Here is a 14,996-nt window from a genome sequence, read left to right as displayed (position 1 = left end):
GTTACTCCCGTTGTTTTGTTATCGGTCCGAGGTTGGGAATTTCCCGAAGCCTCGCACAAAGCGAGCAGAACTGCTGTGGTGCTGGCAATTAAGGCCGTTTGCAGCGGCGCTGGTCAACCGCTTTTTCACTGATTTTTGACCATATGGTCTGAAATCACCCCCTTGCCGCTAGGGCAGGTCACGCTGCATCAGCATCGCGTCGGCGTTCTCGCTGTTTTCGCGTCGGTAGTACCCCCGACGCATGCCGCAGATGGAATAACCGCAGAGGTTGTAGAGTGCAATGGCCGGAGTGTTGTCAGCGGCAACATCCAGAAAGGCGTGAGTTGCTCCCAGAATTACCGCTTGCTTGTGCCAATGCTTCATGCAGGCCAAGGCCAGATGTTGACGTTGGTGTTCCGGGTGGGTCGCAATGGTCAGCAGTTCGGCTTCGCCTGCGATGACCTGATACAATGCGAAACACCGTTCGTCACCAATGGTATGCGTGAAGGGATTGGTAAGTAGACTTGCGAATTCCCCTGCACTCCACGGTCGGGATTGCGTGAATGCCACCGCGTGAGTCGCGGCCATCTGCTCGGGTGTCATCCGTCCAGCAAAATCGGTGGCACATCGCTGGACGGCGCCGCGTCGGCCGGTCGAATGTACAGCGGTGCGGGTGGTAGTGTGCTGCTTTCCCACCGGGTGGCCGCGATGCGGGCGATGCCTTCGGCGACGATGGCGGCAGAAACTTCGGAAAATAATGGACCGTACGAAATAGCGTCGTCACGCGGCATCAATGCCGGGTGAGAGCCTGCGGGATGCAGATAGACCTGATCACGCGGGGCCGGGATGGCTACCAGATGCCCTTCGGGCGCGCTGGACGCATGAGATTCGAAGCCTGAAACGCCAACTGCGGGTATGCCCAACCCCAGCGAAAGGCCGCGTGCGGCGGATACCGATATTCGAATACCCGTGAAATTTCCGGGCCCGATGCCCACGCCAATGGCCGTCAGATCGCGCCATTTCGCGTTATTTTGCCAGAGAAGCTCCTCCAGTAGCGGCATCAGCCGTTCGGCTTGGCCGCGCGTCATGGCCTCGGCAGTAGAAGCGATGATGTTTGATCCCTGCAACAAAGCGGCCGCGCAATGCGCGGCCGATGTGTCAAAACCGAGGATCAGGCGATCAGACGGCAACAGGCCGAACCTCGGTCACTTCGGGAATGTAGTGGCGCAACAGGTTTTCGATTCCCATCTTCAGTGTCAAGGTGGACGACGGGCATCCCGCACAGGCGCCTTGCATGTGCAGATAGACAACGCCCCGATCGAACCCGTGGAATGTTATGTCCCCACCATCTTGCGCAACGGCAGGTCGAACTCGGCTGTCCAGCAATTCCTTGATTTGGTTGACGACCTCGGCATCTTCGCCATCGTGATCGGCATGGCCCGAGGCGGTAGAGGCATCGGCGCCCATCACCGGCTGACCTGATTGATAGTGTTCCATCACCGCGCCCAGTATCGCGGGTTTGATGTGATCCCATTCAATCCCGTCTGCCTTGGTGACGGTTACGAAATCGTTGCCGAAAAACACGCCAGTGACGCCATTCACCGAGAATATCCGCGCCGCAAGCGGGGATTTCAATGCTGCGTCAGCTGTAGGAAAATCGGCAGTTCCCGCTTCCAGAACCGTCTGGCCGGGCAGGAATTTCAGGGTCGCCGGATTCGGGGTCGATTCGGTCTGGATGAACATGGCAGCACTCCGTTTCGCTTGGCATTGATATGCGGGCAGAACCAAGGGAAGTCAATATTTGGAACGATTCTAAAAGGTGGCGGCATGTGCGAGCGCCTGATCCAGCCGATCATCACCCCAATATAGCTCATCCCCGACTATAAAGCTGGGTGCACCGAAGATGCCAAGCGTTTTGGCCTTGGCGACCTGTTCAAACAAAGTCGACTTAATCTCGGGTGACGTGCTCCGCTCCAGCAGGGTGTCCGGCAAATCCGCCGCAGCAAGGCAAGCGGTCAGAACCGAAGGTTTTGAGATATCCTGCCCAATTCCGAACTCGGCGTCGAATACGGCCCGAACAAACTGACCTGCCTTGCCCAATTCCCGGGCTGCCAATGCGATGCGAGCAGCAGCTAGCCCATTTTGCGGGAAGGGATCAGGTCGCACAAATGGTAACTCGCGCGTCGCGCTCAGGCGCTCCAGATCCCGCCACATATAGCGGCCTTTGGCGGGATACAGGTTGAAGGGCGAATTGTCCCATCCCTGTTCGGCAAAAATCGGACCCAAAAGAAACGGCTGCCAATCCACTGCTACGTCGTGCTTGGCCGCCGCCTCTACGATTCGCATGGCGCTGAGATAGGAGTATGTCGAGGCGAACTCGAACCAGAATTGAATGCGCCTCTTCATCCGCTTGCCTCAGGTGATTTCTTCGAGCTTCTCCTTGCTCAGATCGCCCGGAACGATGGTGATTGGGATTGGCAGGCTTCCAGAATTACGGGTCAGTTGCGTGACCAGTGGACCGGGACCTTTCTTGTCGGTCCCGGCACCCAGAACCAGAACACCGATTTCCGGATCAGTCTGTACATGTTCAATGATTTCCGGCACCGCCTCGCCTTCGCGGATTGCCAGTTCCGGTTCAATCCCCTGCTTGTCCCGCATCCATTTGGCGAACACTTCGAAATGCGCATGGATACGCTCGCGCGCTTCTTCGCGCATCACCTCACCTACACCGATCCAGTGGTTGAATTCGTCTGGCGGTATGACCGACAGAATTGTCACGCCACCACCGGTGTGCGCCGCACGCATTGCGGCAAAGCGCATGGCGTTCAGACATTCGCGACTGTCATCCAGGACGACAAGGAACTTACGCATGAATTACCTTTCAGTTTGCGGCGATCATGCCGCAGCAAAGAGCAAGTGGCAACTGACAGCGTTCAAGCAATCACCCGTTTGACGCGGCCCAGTCCCAATACAACTCGCGTGTTCGACGGGCGATAGGTCCAACTTGGAATTGTGTTTCGTCCAGTGCAGTGACCGGCGTGACCTTGTTCATGTTGCCGGACATGAACACTTCGTCCGCCTCGTGGAAATCGGCAAAAGTCAGAACCTTTTCATGCACTGTCACCCCATCGGCGCGAAGGTTTTTCATATGTCGCGCACGAGTGATCCCAGCCAGAAAAGTGCCGTTGGCGATGGGAGTAAACACCTCGCCATCCTTGACCATGAAGATGTTTGCCGTTGCCGTTTCGGCCACGTTGCCCATTGCATCAGCCACTAAAGCGTTGGAAAACCCTTTTGACCGCGCCTCGCGAACCATGCGGGCATTGTTGGGATAAAGGCACCCGGCCTTGGCGTTGACAACGGCATCCTCCAATACCGGGCGGCGGAAACGGGTCTTCGTCAGTGTCGCCGCAGCCGTTGCAGGCGCCATGGGGATTTCTTCGAGGCACACGGCAAAAGCAGTGCTGTCCTCTTTGGGGGCAATGGTCGAGGTATCACCATCAATCGCCCAATACATAGGCCGGATATAGACCGCCTTGTCGGGGCCATAGGGTTTTAGTCCCTCACGGATGATTTGAACCATGTCCTCGACACTTACCGAGGGCGTGAGCATCAGCGCCTCGGCCGAGCGATTGGTGCGGGCACAATGGGCATCCAGATCAGGAGCCAACCCATCGAAATACCGCGCCCCGTCGAATACTGAAGAGCCCAGCCAGGCCCCGTGATCGGCTGCGTGCATGATCGGAGTGTTCCCGTCATGCCAGGTGCCATTGAAATATGTGCGGATATTGGTGCCGGCGGCCATCTCTCACTCCCTCGTTTGCGCGAAAGGTAGGGCGGAGTGGGTCAGGGGTCCAGACCTTTTTCAGATTGCCATGGGCAGAACCTCACGTTTGACCATGGTGCGCAACGCGAAATTTGACCGCAGATTTCTGATGCCTGGAATCTGCATCAAGCGATTTTCAAGAAACGCGTCAAAGGCCGACAGATCGGCGGCGACCACCCGCAGCAGGATATCTCGCGACCCGGTCATGAGGTAACATTCCATCACCTCTTCGCAGCGCCGGATCGCGCGTTCGAACGCATCGATGGCCGCCCTGTCCTGTTTGTCCAGCTCAACCGAAACGAATATCGACACTCCCAGCCCGAGTTTTGCCGGATCGACCTGGGCGGCATAACCGGTGATGACTTTGTCCTTCTGAAGTCGTTCCAGCCGCCTTGCGCAGGGCGTTGCTGACAGTCCGATGGTCTCCGCAAGCTCGGTGACAGTTATTCGTCCGTCGCGCTGCAAGGCGCGTACGATTCTGCGATCTATCTCGTCCATTTAGTGAATCCACCCAAAAATTAGTTACTCTGTAGGTGAAATCGCTAACACAGCGTTTGTCGACAGGCAATCTTGGTGAAAATCGCTCCAAACTCCGTGCGATGACTCGATAATATCATTGGAGACGACAAATGAAGATTGTTGCGGTTGATGTGCCTGATCATGAGCAGGTCATCCAATTTGAAGACACGGAAGTTGGCCTCAAAGGATTCATTGCAATACATTCCACACAACTTGGTCCCGCTGCGGGTGGCGTGAGAATGCGCCCCTACGGCCATCCGGCAGAGGCGCTGAATGATGCCTTGCGCCTGTCGCGCGGCATGACTTTCAAGAATGCCGCGGCCGATCTTCCCCTGGGCGGGGGCAAGGCCGTCATCCTCGGCGACCCCACCATAGACAAGACACCCGAACTGATGCAGGCTTTTGGCCGCGCGGTGCAAAGCCTTGAGGGCCGCTATTGGACCGCCGAGGATATGGGCATGACACCCGCCGACATGGCGATGATCGGGACCGAAACGCGCTTTGTTGCAGGGCTCGCCGATGGCGAGTTTGCCAGCGGCGATCCTTCTCCAATCACCGCGCGCGGGATTTTTAATGCGATCCGGACGACAGCCCGGCACCGGTTCGGATCGTCTGACTTGACTGGCAAGACGGTTTCGGTACAGGGGCTGGGACATGTAGGTCACCATCTGTGCAAGCTGCTGACCGACGCTGGCGCCGGGTTGATGGTTACCGATATTGATGCGCAACAGGTGGCGCGCGTGGCCGAAGAGTTCGCGGCCCAGCCGGTAAAGCCAGACGCAGTCTATGAGGCAGCGGCCGACATCTTCGCCCCCTGCGCTATCGGGGCGATCCTGAACGACGCCACTATTCCGCTGCTCAAGGTTGGCGCGGTGGCAGGTGGGGCCAACAACCAGTTGGCAGCCGAAGCCGATGCGCAGCGCCTGCATGACCGCGGCATTCTCTATGCGCCCGATTTCGTGGCCAATGGTGGTGGAATCATCAACGTGGCGACGGAAATCCTGCAGATCGCCAATCGAACGGATTGGGTCGCAGGAAAGCTGGAAGCGCTGGATCGTACGATGGACCGGATTTTGACTCGTGCGGTCAATCAATCGGTTAGCCCCAATGACGTGGCCGAAGCCATCGTCCACGAGATCCTGCACCAGAAGGCGGCCTGAGACGCGCTGGGTCACTCGATAAAAAAAACGGCAGAGCACGCTCACGAAACGTTGATTGTGCTTTGCCATGTCTCTCCGTGTCCTGTTCCCGGAAACACTTCAGGTATGTTATGATTGGAGGAAGTACGGATGCGACCGGTCCCATCAGGCTGACCGTGTGTCTGACCGTTGGACAGGAGACCAACACATGCAGACTTCTTTCTTCACCCGCCGTTCCCTTCTTGTCACGGGCGGCGCCCTTGTGGCGACCGGTATGTCGGGCCATCTGGTTCCTGCCCGCGCCCAAGATCTTGCGCCTACGCCCTCGATGCGAGGTGGGGCCAACAATTATCTGCCGGGAGCTCCGATCGTGGAAAGGATCGGGGGCGGCGGGTTCTGGATGACAGGGACGGTGCGACGCGCCGGGGATGGTGCGCCGCTCGCCGGGCAAAGAATCCAGATCTGGGCGCATACGACCGAAGGGCACGAGCGTGAACCGCACAGTCACGGAGCCACGCTCACTGACGAACGTGGGGTTTTCCAGTTGGAAATGCCGCAGATCGTCCCCGCCTTCGGTCAGCCGCATGGCCATCTCGCTTATGACAGCGGCGAATTCGACACGGTATTCCTGCGCCCCATCATGCGCAGCGCAAAAGACACCAGCCTTATTGCGCATTTCGTGCTTCGGCCTGTCTGATCGCGGTGGCGTTCACTGGGGCAGGTCAATTGCGCGTGATCCTGATTTGGAGTGCGCTCGCGATTGTACTCATCGTGCCGGTCGCCGCCGCAGCGATGAGTCCGCTGCTGGCCTGGCGAAATCCGGTTTACATCATGGCAGGGTTTGCTGGCGTTGTCGCGATGAGTCTTTTGCTTGTACAGCCCCTTCTGGCAGGCGGGTTATTGCCAGGGCTTTCCACTTACCGCAGCCGACGCGTGCATCGCGGGGTTGGCATCTGTCTGGCCGCAACGGTGGTGGTTCATGTTGTCGGTCTCTGGATCACCAGCCCCCCGGATGTAGTCGACGCGCTGCTGTTCGTGTCACCGACGCCGTTCTCGTTCTGGGGTGTCATTGCGATGTGGGCCGTGTTCGCTTCGGTGCTTCTGGCAGCACTCCGTCGGCGCCTGAAATGGCGTAACTGGAGACGCGGCCACACTGCCTGTGCGGCGGTGATTGTCGTCGGCGGCATTGTTCACGCCCTGATGATCCAGGGAACGATGGAGACGCTGTCCAAGGCCGTGCTGAGCGCGTTGGTTCTTGCCGCGACGGTCAAGACGTTCTCGGATCTGCGGGTCTGGTCAACCCGCGCCCGCCACCGCGCAAAAGACTGAAGCGGGGCGGTTCGCATGGCGTCTTCGTTACGTAGCGCCGACCATCCCGACAATTTCATAGGTCTTTCGCAGAATGGGCACGGAAACTTCGCGAGCTCGCTCTGCTCCACGTGCGAGAATCCGGTCAATCTCGGCCTGATCGTCCATCAACCGGGCCATTTCGCCCGAAATGGGGGCAAGCTTGGCAACCGCCAGATCGGCCAGCATCGGTTTGAACTCGCCAAACTGTTTGCCGCCTACCTCGGTCAGAACCTGATCAATGCTTTGATCGGCAAGCGCGGCAAAAATGTTGACCAGGTTTCGCGCCTCTGGCCGCTCTTCCAGACCCTTTGCTTCGGACGGCAGAGCATCGGGATCGGTTTTGGCTTTGCGGATCTTCCTGGCGATGGCGTCGGCGTCATCGGTCATGTTGATCCGGCTCATGTCAGAGGGGTCAGACTTTGACATCTTTTTGGACCCGTCACGCAAACTCATGACGCGGGTCGCGGCGCCCTCGATCACTGGTTCGGTGACGGGAAAGAAATCGGTGCCATAGTCGTTGTTGAACTTGATTGCGATGTCGCGGGTCAGTTCCAGATGCTGTTTCTGATCCTCACCCACCGGCACATGGGTGGCATGATAGATCAGGATGTCGGCGGCCATCAGCGAAGGATAGGCAAAGAGACCCAGCGAGGCGTTCTGCTGGTTCTTGCCAGCCTTGTCCTTCCATTGTGTCATCCGTTGCATCCAGCCCATTCGGGCGACGCAATTGAAAATCCACGCCAATTGGGCATGCTCGGGTACCTGGCTTTGATTGAACAGGATGGATTGTTCAGGATCGATGCCCGCGGCGATGAACCCTGCACACAGTTCACGCGTGTTGTGTGCAAGCGCTGCGGGGTCCTGCCAGACGGTGATCGCGTGCAGGTCGACCATGCAATAGATGGTTTCGAACTCTGGCCCCTGCATGTCCACAAAGCGTTTCATCGCGCCAAGGTAATTGCCAAGCGTCAGCCCGCCCGAGGGCTGGATGCCGGAAAACACCCGCGGCGTGAACTTTGTCTTGGTCATGGAAGAGAACTCCCGTCTGGAAAAATCGGCTTCCGTCGCTTACCCATGAGGCCAAGGGACGTCAACAGCCGCGAAAGGCCAGCCCATGAGCAGTGACCATTACACCCCAGCAGTAAACCCGTTGCCGCCCGTGGTGGTGGCGCTGGTTCTGTTCATCATGGGGGTCGAACTGAGTTTTACGCTTGGTGCGCGCGGGCTGGTCGGCGGGCCAGAAGCGGTCGGTTGGCGATTGGCGGCGATTCAGTCCTATGCATTCTCCGCCGATATCTTTGATTGGATGGTCGAGACTGGGCGCTGGCCGATAGAGCATGTTATCCGATTTGTCACTTACCCCTTTGTCCATGGCAGTTTCACACAGGCGGTATTTGTCTGCGTCTTCGTCCTGGCAATGGGCAAGATGGTCGGCGAGGTATTCGGCAGCGTGGCGATGATCCTGATCTTTGTTCTTTCGGGCATCGGAGGTGCGCTGGCCTATGCCATATTCCTCGATCCGCGCTACCCATTGATCGGTGGGTTTCCCGCCGTCTACGGCTTGATCGGGGCATTCACCTGGCTTTTGTGGCGCAAGCTGTCGTTGGTGGGCGCTAATCAGGCGCGCGCCTTCAGCCTTATTGCGGTGCTGATGGGGTTGCAACTGCTGTTCGGCCTGCTCTTTGGCGGCACCGGGGACTGGGTCGCCGATCTGGGTGGGTTTGCCACAGGATTCGGTTTGTCGTTCTTTCTGGCACCGGGTGGATGGGCGCGGATTGTCAGTCGTTTGCGCCGGGACTGACCCGGCGCAAAGGTCTTATTTCTTCATGGGACAGGTGTTGAGACCCAAGATGTGATACAGCGGGCAATACCCGAATACACCTGTCACCAATGGGATGATCCCGATCAGACCCCACATGCTTTGCGGGCCGATGACGGTGAGTGACAGAAGGACGAGGCCCAGCAGAACACGGGCGGCGCGATCAAAGGTTCCTTCGTTGCGGATCATGATGATTCTCCGAAATCAGATGCAGTTGATGGGTCCGTTATGATCCCATTTCGGAACCTGGTCGGTGACAGTGTCACCGTTCTTCGGCGGTAAGTCGCTCCAATCCGGCTGTGTCCAGTATTGTGACCTTCCCGCGTGCCAATTCGACCAGACCGAGGCGGGCAAATTCCGCTAGACGGCGGCTGACAAAGGCCCGACCCGAGGCGGTTTCGGTGGCCAGCGCCTCATGCGTGGCCTGTACCACCCCTTCTTTTGCAAGCCGCAACAGGACGCGGGCGAGCCGGGCGTCAAAACCGGTCAGGGCGACCTCTTCGACAAGCTGTTCGAAATCGGCAAAACGGCGGGCGACGGCAGTCAGGACCTCGGTTCGAAAACCTTCATCCGAGGCCATGGCCGAACGAAAGGCCGCATGAGGGATGATTTCGCCTTTGATCGCCGTTTCGGCCACTCCTTCGGCAGAATAACTGCGGCCCTCGGTGAGGCAGGCGAAGGTTTGCAGGCAGACATCACCGGGATTCACACGATAAAGGACAACTTCGCGACCATTCGGGGCCGTCAGTGTTACCCGGATCGTACCTTGGGCCAGCCGAACAAATCCTGGACACTCTTGACCTGGGCGGAACACAACGGTGCCTGCGGGAAGGTCGAGCTTGCTCATGACCTGCGCATCGCCCGTTTGAATTCGGACACACGGAAGGCGCCGAGTGCCTGGCCCGAACCGAAATAGACGACTGCGGCGATGGCAATTAAACCTAGCAAAGCCATGTATCTCCAGCTTGGCACGGCAAAAATCCAGTCGAACAGCGATACGATGGCAATCAGTACAAAACCCATAATCGCGGATGCTGCGGCAATCCGCCAGGCGCGCTTGCGGAACCGGTCGTCGAACCGCGCGACCTCACCCATGCGGCGTGCACCCAAGGAAAGTTGTAGAACCATGACCCAGCCGGCAACCGAGGTCGCAATCGCCGGGGCGATCCAACCGATGACCGGGTAGAGGCCAAACGCGAGCGTGGCGTTGATCACCATCGCGACGACCGCATAACGAAAAGGCGATTTGGTGTCTTCGCGGGCGAAGAAGAGCGGTTGCAGCAGTTTCTGCAGCATGAAGGCTGGCAAACCTAATCCGTAGATGGCAACGGCGAGGGCGGTGGCGGCGCTGTCTTCGGCACTGAAGTGGCCGCGTTGGAACAGGACCGAGACGAGAGGCAGCGGAATGACCACCAATGCAACGGTGGAGGGAAGTGTCAGGAGCATTGAAAACTCCCCAGCACGCGAAAACGCATCGCGTGCTCCGATATCGTCCCCGGCCCTCAATCGGCGTGACAGATCGGGAAGCAACACGATCCCGACAGCAATGCCCACAACCCCGAGCGGGAGTTGGTACAAACGATCGGCCGCAAATAGCCAGCTCACTGCCTTTTCGGTTTTTGACGCCACCAGTTGCCCGACAACAAGGTTCACCTGGGTTACGCCCATCGCCAACGCAGCGGGCAGTGCAATGCGCACCATATGGCGCATCTCGGGGGAAAGGCGGGGCAGGCCGGGTCGGATGCTGATGCCCGCGCGCTCTGTCGCAACCCAGACAAGTGTCAATTGCGCGATACCCGCAAGAGGGATCACCCAGATCAACCAGTTGATGACATCGCCACCAAGAACGGCGCCCAAAATCATTGCCGCACAGGCAAAGATGTTCAGCAGGACGGGGGCTCCGGCGGCAGCGGCAAACCGACCGGTGGCGTTCAGCACTCCGGAAAACAGCGCTGCCAGCGACATGAACAGGATATAGGGAAAGACGACATATCCATAGCCGACGGCCAGCTCGAAACGTTCGTCTCCATAGAAACCTTCGGCCGTGACCCAGACCAGAGCCGGCATGAAAATCATCGCCAGCCCAACCAGCGCCAGAACCGCCGCGCCCAGCAGGTTGAACGCGGCCCGTGCAAAACTTTCGGCGTCTTCGCCACCTTCCAACCGCTTCGAGAACATAGGCACGAAAGCTGCATTGAACGCGCCTTCGGCGAAAAAACGGCGGAACATGTTGGGTAGGCGGAACGCGGCGACAAAGGCGTCCATCACCGGGCCGGGGCCAATATAGGCGGCCAACAGAATTTCCCTGAGAAACCCCAAAATTCGACTGGCGAGGGTCCAGAACCCGACCGTGAACAGCCCCGAAAGCAGTCTGATGGGCTTCATGACGCGGCCCGCTCAGCGCCTTCGGTGATCGCCTTGCGCAGCTTGGATTCAAGTCCACGCTGCTTGCTGTCCGAGTAGTACTTCAGACCAAACATGTCCTTGACATAGAACGTGTCGACCACCTGTTCCCCATATGTGGCAATGACTGCATTTGCTATATAGACATTCGCGGCAGCCAGAGTGCGCGCCAGATCATAAAGCAGCCCGGGCCGGTCGCGTGTGTCCACTTCGATGATCGTGTAAATTTCTGACCCATCATTGTCGAAAGTGATGTGTGTGGGCACATTGAACGCTTTTTCGCGCTTCTTGATCTTATCACGCGACTTAAAGGCATCCCGAGCCACCACTTCGCCTTTCAGCGTCTTGTGGATCATCTGGGTGAGGCGAGGAAGGCGCGAGGCTTCGAACGGATGGCCTTCGGCATCCTGTATCCAGAAGGCATCGGTCACATAGCCGTCCTTGGTGGTATAGCTTCGGGCATCGACCACATTGGCGCCGGCCAAGGCAAGTGCACCGGCAATGCGGGCAAAAATGCCAGGATGATCGCCCATCGCGAAACAGGCACGGGTGGCGTCGCGATCCTCGTCTGGTTGCAGCCGGATTTCCATCGCGCCTTCATCGCCGCTTTCGTCCAGAACCCGCAGCATGTCTGCGAACTCGATGTGGGTCGACAAGTTCAGACCCTGCCAATAGGGGTCATAGTGGCGCCCGGTCTCGGTTTTGAGATCAACCTTGGACCACTCCTCCAGCGCCTCGCGCAGAGCCTTCTTGGCCTCCGCGCCCCGATTGGCACGGTTGAGATCCTCCATCCCGGTTTCCAATGCCCGTTTGGTTTCCTTGTGGAGCGCCCTGAGCAGCGTGGCTTTCCAGTTGTTCCAGGTGGTCGGCCCGACACCGCGAATATCGCAGACGGTCAGAACCGTCAGCAAGTCCAGCCGCTTGACGGTCTGCACTGCCTTGGCAAAATCCCGGACGGTACGCGGGTCGGAAATGTCGCGCTTTTGTGCCATGTCGGACATCAGCAGGTGATACCGCACCAACCATTCGACAGTTTCACTGTCGGATTTGTTAAGTCCCAGCCGCGGTGCTACCTTGCGGGCGATCTTGGCGCCCAGGATCGAATGATCTTCAGGCCGCCCCTTGGCGATATCGTGCAGCAGCAAGGCGACATACAGAACCTTGCGGTTGACCCCGCGTTTGAGGATGGATGAGGCGAGCGGCAATTCCTCGATCAACTCTCCGCGCTCGATCTGGGCAAGGTTGACGATGGTCTGGATCGTATGCTCGTCCACCGTATAGCTGTGATACATGTTGAACTGCATCATAGCGACAATGGGCTCGAATTCCGGCAGAAAGGCCGTGAGCACCCCCAGTTCGTTCATGCGCCTGAGGGCACGTTCGGGATTGCCATGTTTGAGCATCAGATCAAGGAAAATGCGTTGCGCATCCTTGTCGTTGCGCATGTCTTCGTCAATCAGGTCAAGGTTTGCTGTCACCAGCCGCATCGCATCGGGGTGGATCAGCATACCCGTCCGCAAGCCTTCCTCGAAGAGGCGCAGAAGGTTCATCTTGTCGGCCAGAAATTTCTTGGGATCGACAACGGCCAGCCGCCCATGAACCACCTTGTAGCCTGCTTTCAGCCTGCGGCGGCGGCGGAAAATGCGTTGCAGCAAGGGGGCACTTTTCATGTGCGCCGCTTCCAGCTTGGTCAGAAAGATTCGGGTCAGTTCGCCAACGCGTGTCGCCTCGCGGAAGTACTTCTGCATGAAAATCTCAACACCGCGCCGACCGGCCCGGTCCTTGTATCCCATGCGTTCCGCCACCTCGACCTGCATATCAAAGGTCAGCTGTTCGGTGGCCCGTCCGGTGACCAGATGCAGATGTGAGCGGACGGCCCAAAGAAACTCTTCGGCCTGCACAAACGTGTTGAATTCGTCCTTGGTGAACAGGCCCAGCGGTACCAGTTCCGCCACATCTTGAACATCATAGACATACTTGGCGATCCAATAGAGCGATTGCAGGTCACGCAGGCCGCCTTTGCCTTCCTTGACGTTGGGTTCGACCATGTAACGCTCACCCTGTTTGTGGTGGCGCTCGTCACGCTCGTTCAGTTTGGCTTCGATAAACTCGCCTTCTGATCCTTTGAACAGGTCGGCGTGAAGGCGTTTGTTCAGCTCTTTCGCCAACGCCTGGTCCCCAACCAGAAACCGATGCTCCAGCATTGCCGTGCGGATGGTGAAATCGTCGGTGCCAAGTCGCAGGCAATCCTTGATCGTCCGCGAAGAATGTCCGACCTTCAGCCGTAAATCCCATAGCATGTATAGCATGGATTCGATCACGCTTTCGGCCCAGGCCGTGATTTTGTACGGTGTCAGGAACAGCAGATCGACGTCTGAAAAGGGCGCCATCTCGCCACGGCCATAACCACCGACGGCCAGAACCGCGATGCGTTCGCCGCGCGTCGGATTGGCCAGCGGGTGCAGGATTTCACCGGCGACGTGCAAGGCCGTGTGGACCAGTCCGTCCGTCAGATAGGTGTACGCCCGAGTGAGCGGTCGCGCAGCAAAGGGTTGCGCGGAAAAGGCCTCGGCAATCGCGGCGCGGCCGGATTTCTGAACCCCGCGCAGGATTTTCACGACCTCTGTTCGCAAGGTCGCGTTGTCGCTGCACGTCTCACGCAATTCCGCGATGCGGGTGCGCACCGCACTGTGGTCGAAAATTGCTTCGGGCGCGCAGATCAGCTCGTCACCGGGTCTGGGATAGGTGGCCGGATCAGAAGCCGGCGCCAGAGAAGCTTGTTGGGGCAGGGTCAATCACAACCACCTGTTTGTTCTGGATCGTGGCAACGGCCAGTCCGCGTTCATTAGTTCCGTCGGGACGCAAGCGGAAAATACCGCCCACACCTTGAAAGCCCGCGCCTTGCGTCAGCGCGGCCCCTGTCAATGCATCCGATTTGCCAGCACTGACCAGTGCGCCGATTGCCGCGATGCCGTCATAGGCAAGCCCGCCAATAGGGTGCGGGGCGCCGCCATAAGTTGCTTGATAGCGCGAGTTGAACGCCTGTGCCTTGGCAGGGTCGGGCAGGGCGAACCAGCCCCCCTGAACACCCGGCAGTTCCAGTGTCTGCGCCGGTATATCCCAGCGCGTCAGACCGATGAATTGAGTGGTTGCCGGTGAAACGCCTGCTTCGGGCAGCAATTGGCTATACAGCGGCAAGGCACCAGCCGTAGTTGCGGTCAGGAAAATCGAATCCGCGCCAGAGGCATCCACAGTCGACTTGATTGTCGGGACCGAGTTGATGACTCCCTGTTGCGAGCGTTCATAACTGATATCGCCCGCTTTGCGCACACTGGTGCGGCTGATCGCGCGGTCTATGGCGGCCTTGCCGACCTGCCCCGCCTCGTCATTGCTGTAGACGACGACCATGTTGGTCTTGCCTTGACGTGCCGCATAAGTGGTCAGGCGGTTGGCGGTGTTGTCAAAGGTCGGACCAAGAACAAAGACATTGCCGCCGGCGATGTTGGTGTTGTTCGAAAACGACAGCACATTGACATTGTCGTTCAAAACGGCCAGCCCCGCCGCGTTTGCAGCTTGGGCATAAACCGGGCCGAGGATGATCTTGGCCCCGTCATCCACCGCTTGCTGCGCCACGGCGGCTGCCGTGGTGGCGTTGCCCGCAGTGTCGTAAACGCGCAGGTCGATCTGGACATTCTGCAAATCCGCGATTGCCAGCCGCGCCGAGTTTTCAAGGCTTTGCGCCAGAACCGCGTCGCCCGATTGCGGCGAACCACGCGGCACCAGCAGCGCGACCGGCACAGGTTTCGAAGTGTTGATCGACGGGCCGCCGCCGGTGGCGACCGGGTCACAGGCCGACAGGAATCCGGCCGCGGCGAGGGCCATTGCGGACAAGGCCAGTTTGCGGGCAGGCTTGCAAAGGCTGAACATCTAAATCAAAACTCCCTGATCTGGCGGTCTGAGA

17 protein-coding genes are annotated in these 14,996 nt (G+C 58.6%); 4 read left to right on the top strand and 13 right to left on the bottom strand.

Annotation, left to right across the window (positions count from 1 at the left end; genetic code table 11):
- Positions 1 to 168: 168 nt before the first annotated feature.
- From AC2FLX_RS10280 to AC2FLX_RS10250, 7 genes are all read right to left on the bottom strand, one after another.
- Complete coding sequence (locus AC2FLX_RS10280) at positions 169 to 582, bottom strand: GNAT family N-acetyltransferase (protein ID WP_496875423.1); 414 nt, start codon at positions 580 to 582, stop codon at positions 169 to 171.
- On the bottom strand, positions 579 to 1,169 hold the full coding sequence (gene tsaB / locus AC2FLX_RS10275; RefSeq protein ID WP_496810896.1) for a tRNA (adenosine(37)-N6)-threonylcarbamoyltransferase complex dimerization subunit type 1 TsaB: 591 nt from the start codon (positions 1,167 to 1,169) through the stop codon (positions 579 to 581). Before tsaB ends, AC2FLX_RS10280 begins: the two co-directional genes overlap by 4 nt.
- Positions 1,159 to 1,722, bottom strand: coding sequence for a NifU family protein (locus AC2FLX_RS10270; protein WP_480751736.1), 564 nt, complete (start codon positions 1,720 to 1,722; stop codon positions 1,159 to 1,161). Before AC2FLX_RS10270 ends, tsaB begins: the two co-directional genes overlap by 11 nt.
- A gap of 69 nt (positions 1,723 to 1,791) precedes the next feature.
- Complete coding sequence (locus AC2FLX_RS10265; RefSeq protein WP_496810897.1) at positions 1,792 to 2,385, bottom strand: 2-hydroxychromene-2-carboxylate isomerase; 594 nt, start codon at positions 2,383 to 2,385, stop codon at positions 1,792 to 1,794.
- 9 nt (positions 2,386 to 2,394) lie between these two features.
- On the bottom strand, positions 2,395 to 2,850 hold the full coding sequence (locus tag AC2FLX_RS10260; protein WP_480751739.1) for a universal stress protein: 456 nt from the start codon (positions 2,848 to 2,850) through the stop codon (positions 2,395 to 2,397).
- A gap of 70 nt (positions 2,851 to 2,920) precedes the next feature.
- Positions 2,921 to 3,784, bottom strand: coding sequence for a branched-chain amino acid aminotransferase (locus tag AC2FLX_RS10255; protein ID WP_496747409.1), 864 nt, complete (start codon positions 3,782 to 3,784; stop codon positions 2,921 to 2,923).
- 60 nt (positions 3,785 to 3,844) lie between these two features.
- The gene (locus AC2FLX_RS10250; protein WP_496810898.1) at positions 3,845 to 4,303 is read right to left on the bottom strand and encodes an Lrp/AsnC family transcriptional regulator; all 459 of its coding nucleotides are present in this window, start codon (positions 4,301 to 4,303) and stop codon (positions 3,845 to 3,847) included.
- A 131-nt stretch (positions 4,304 to 4,434) separates the two neighbouring features.
- Here AC2FLX_RS10250 and AC2FLX_RS10245 point away from each other — a divergent pair, with 131 nt between their 5' ends.
- The 3 genes from AC2FLX_RS10245 to AC2FLX_RS10235 all read left to right on the top strand — a co-directional run bounded on the left by AC2FLX_RS10245 (position 4,435) and on the right by AC2FLX_RS10235 (position 6,792).
- Positions 4,435 to 5,484 carry a Glu/Leu/Phe/Val family dehydrogenase gene (locus AC2FLX_RS10245; protein WP_496810899.1) on the top strand — a complete coding sequence of 350 codons (1,050 nt, stop codon included), beginning with the start codon at positions 4,435 to 4,437 and terminating at the stop codon, positions 5,482 to 5,484.
- Positions 5,485 to 5,671: 187 nt separating this feature from the next.
- Positions 5,672 to 6,160 carry a peptidase associated/transthyretin-like domain-containing protein gene (locus AC2FLX_RS10240; RefSeq protein ID WP_496810900.1) on the top strand — a complete coding sequence of 163 codons (489 nt, stop codon included), beginning with the start codon at positions 5,672 to 5,674 and terminating at the stop codon, positions 6,158 to 6,160.
- 29 nt (positions 6,161 to 6,189) lie between these two features.
- Positions 6,190 to 6,792, top strand: a complete 603-nt coding sequence (locus AC2FLX_RS10235; RefSeq protein ID WP_496810901.1) for a ferric reductase-like transmembrane domain-containing protein — start codon at positions 6,190 to 6,192, stop codon at positions 6,790 to 6,792.
- 27 nt (positions 6,793 to 6,819) lie between these two features.
- Here AC2FLX_RS10235 and trpS read toward each other — a convergent pair whose 3' ends face one another.
- Positions 6,820 to 7,842, bottom strand: a complete 1,023-nt coding sequence (trpS, locus tag AC2FLX_RS10230) for a tryptophan--tRNA ligase (protein ID WP_496810902.1) — start codon at positions 7,840 to 7,842, stop codon at positions 6,820 to 6,822.
- Positions 7,843 to 7,927: 85 nt separating this feature from the next.
- Between trpS and AC2FLX_RS10225 the strand changes: the two genes are divergently transcribed.
- Positions 7,928 to 8,614 (top strand): rhomboid family intramembrane serine protease, encoded by a 687-nt coding sequence (locus AC2FLX_RS10225; protein WP_480751751.1) that lies wholly within the window; start codon positions 7,928 to 7,930, stop codon positions 8,612 to 8,614.
- 15 nt (positions 8,615 to 8,629) lie between these two features.
- Here AC2FLX_RS10225 and AC2FLX_RS10220 read toward each other — a convergent pair whose 3' ends face one another.
- From AC2FLX_RS10220 to AC2FLX_RS10200, 5 genes are all read right to left on the bottom strand, one after another.
- Positions 8,630 to 8,821, bottom strand: a complete 192-nt coding sequence (locus AC2FLX_RS10220) for a YgaP family membrane protein (protein WP_480751753.1) — start codon at positions 8,819 to 8,821, stop codon at positions 8,630 to 8,632.
- Between the two features lie 73 nt (positions 8,822 to 8,894).
- A complete protein-coding gene (locus AC2FLX_RS10215; protein ID WP_496875422.1) occupies positions 8,895 to 9,479 on the bottom strand; it encodes a Crp/Fnr family transcriptional regulator in 585 nt (194 codons plus the stop codon).
- Entirely contained in the window at positions 9,476 to 11,017 is a 1,542-nt protein-coding gene (gene murJ, locus AC2FLX_RS10210) for a murein biosynthesis integral membrane protein MurJ (protein ID WP_496811378.1), read from the bottom strand. The genes AC2FLX_RS10215 and murJ overlap by 4 nt, the downstream gene beginning before the upstream one ends.
- On the bottom strand, positions 11,014 to 13,830 hold the full coding sequence (locus AC2FLX_RS10205) for a [protein-PII] uridylyltransferase (protein ID WP_496748456.1): 2,817 nt from the start codon (positions 13,828 to 13,830) through the stop codon (positions 11,014 to 11,016). The genes murJ and AC2FLX_RS10205 overlap by 4 nt, the downstream gene beginning before the upstream one ends.
- Positions 13,790 to 14,962 (bottom strand): penicillin-binding protein activator, encoded by a 1,173-nt coding sequence (locus tag AC2FLX_RS10200; RefSeq protein WP_496807314.1) that lies wholly within the window; start codon positions 14,960 to 14,962, stop codon positions 13,790 to 13,792. The genes AC2FLX_RS10205 and AC2FLX_RS10200 overlap by 41 nt, the downstream gene beginning before the upstream one ends.
- Positions 14,963 to 14,996 lie beyond the last annotated feature (34 nt).

The sequence above is a fragment of the Ruegeria sp. YKSF57 genome, from assembly GCF_059612585.1.
The sequence above is the reverse complement of the archived record's forward strand: the minus strand, read 5'-3'. Positions and strand labels throughout refer to the sequence as shown.

Excerpts from the sequence above, each read along its gene's own strand:
- AC2FLX_RS10255 (WP_496747409.1), bottom strand. The coding sequence starts at position 3,784 with ATGGCCGCCGGCACCAATATCCGCACATATTTCAATGGCACCTGGCAT.
- AC2FLX_RS10245 (WP_496810899.1), top strand. The coding sequence starts at position 4,435 with ATGAAGATTGTTGCGGTTGATGTGCCTGATCATGAGCAGGTCATCCAA.
- AC2FLX_RS10225 (WP_480751751.1), top strand. The coding sequence starts at position 7,928 with ATGAGCAGTGACCATTACACCCCAGCAGTAAACCCGTTGCCGCCCGTG.
- AC2FLX_RS10240 (WP_496810900.1), top strand. The coding sequence starts at position 5,672 with ATGCAGACTTCTTTCTTCACCCGCCGTTCCCTTCTTGTCACGGGCGGC.
- trpS (WP_496810902.1), bottom strand. The coding sequence starts at position 7,842 with ATGACCAAGACAAAGTTCACGCCGCGGGTGTTTTCCGGCATCCAGCCC.
- AC2FLX_RS10270 (WP_480751736.1), bottom strand. The coding sequence starts at position 1,722 with ATGTTCATCCAGACCGAATCGACCCCGAATCCGGCGACCCTGAAATTC.
- AC2FLX_RS10260 (WP_480751739.1), bottom strand. The coding sequence starts at position 2,850 with ATGCGTAAGTTCCTTGTCGTCCTGGATGACAGTCGCGAATGTCTGAAC.
- AC2FLX_RS10280 (WP_496875423.1), bottom strand. The coding sequence starts at position 582 with ATGACACCCGAGCAGATGGCCGCGACTCACGCGGTGGCATTCACGCAA.
- AC2FLX_RS10250 (WP_496810898.1), bottom strand. The coding sequence starts at position 4,303 with ATGGACGAGATAGATCGCAGAATCGTACGCGCCTTGCAGCGCGACGGA.
- AC2FLX_RS10215 (WP_496875422.1), bottom strand. The coding sequence starts at position 9,479 with ATGAGCAAGCTCGACCTTCCCGCAGGCACCGTTGTGTTCCGCCCAGGT.
- murJ (WP_496811378.1), bottom strand. The coding sequence starts at position 11,017 with ATGAAGCCCATCAGACTGCTTTCGGGGCTGTTCACGGTCGGGTTCTGG.
- AC2FLX_RS10200 (WP_496807314.1), bottom strand. The coding sequence starts at position 14,962 with ATGTTCAGCCTTTGCAAGCCTGCCCGCAAACTGGCCTTGTCCGCAATG.
- AC2FLX_RS10220 (WP_480751753.1), bottom strand. The coding sequence starts at position 8,821 with ATGATCCGCAACGAAGGAACCTTTGATCGCGCCGCCCGTGTTCTGCTG.
- AC2FLX_RS10265 (WP_496810897.1), bottom strand. The coding sequence starts at position 2,385 with ATGAAGAGGCGCATTCAATTCTGGTTCGAGTTCGCCTCGACATACTCC.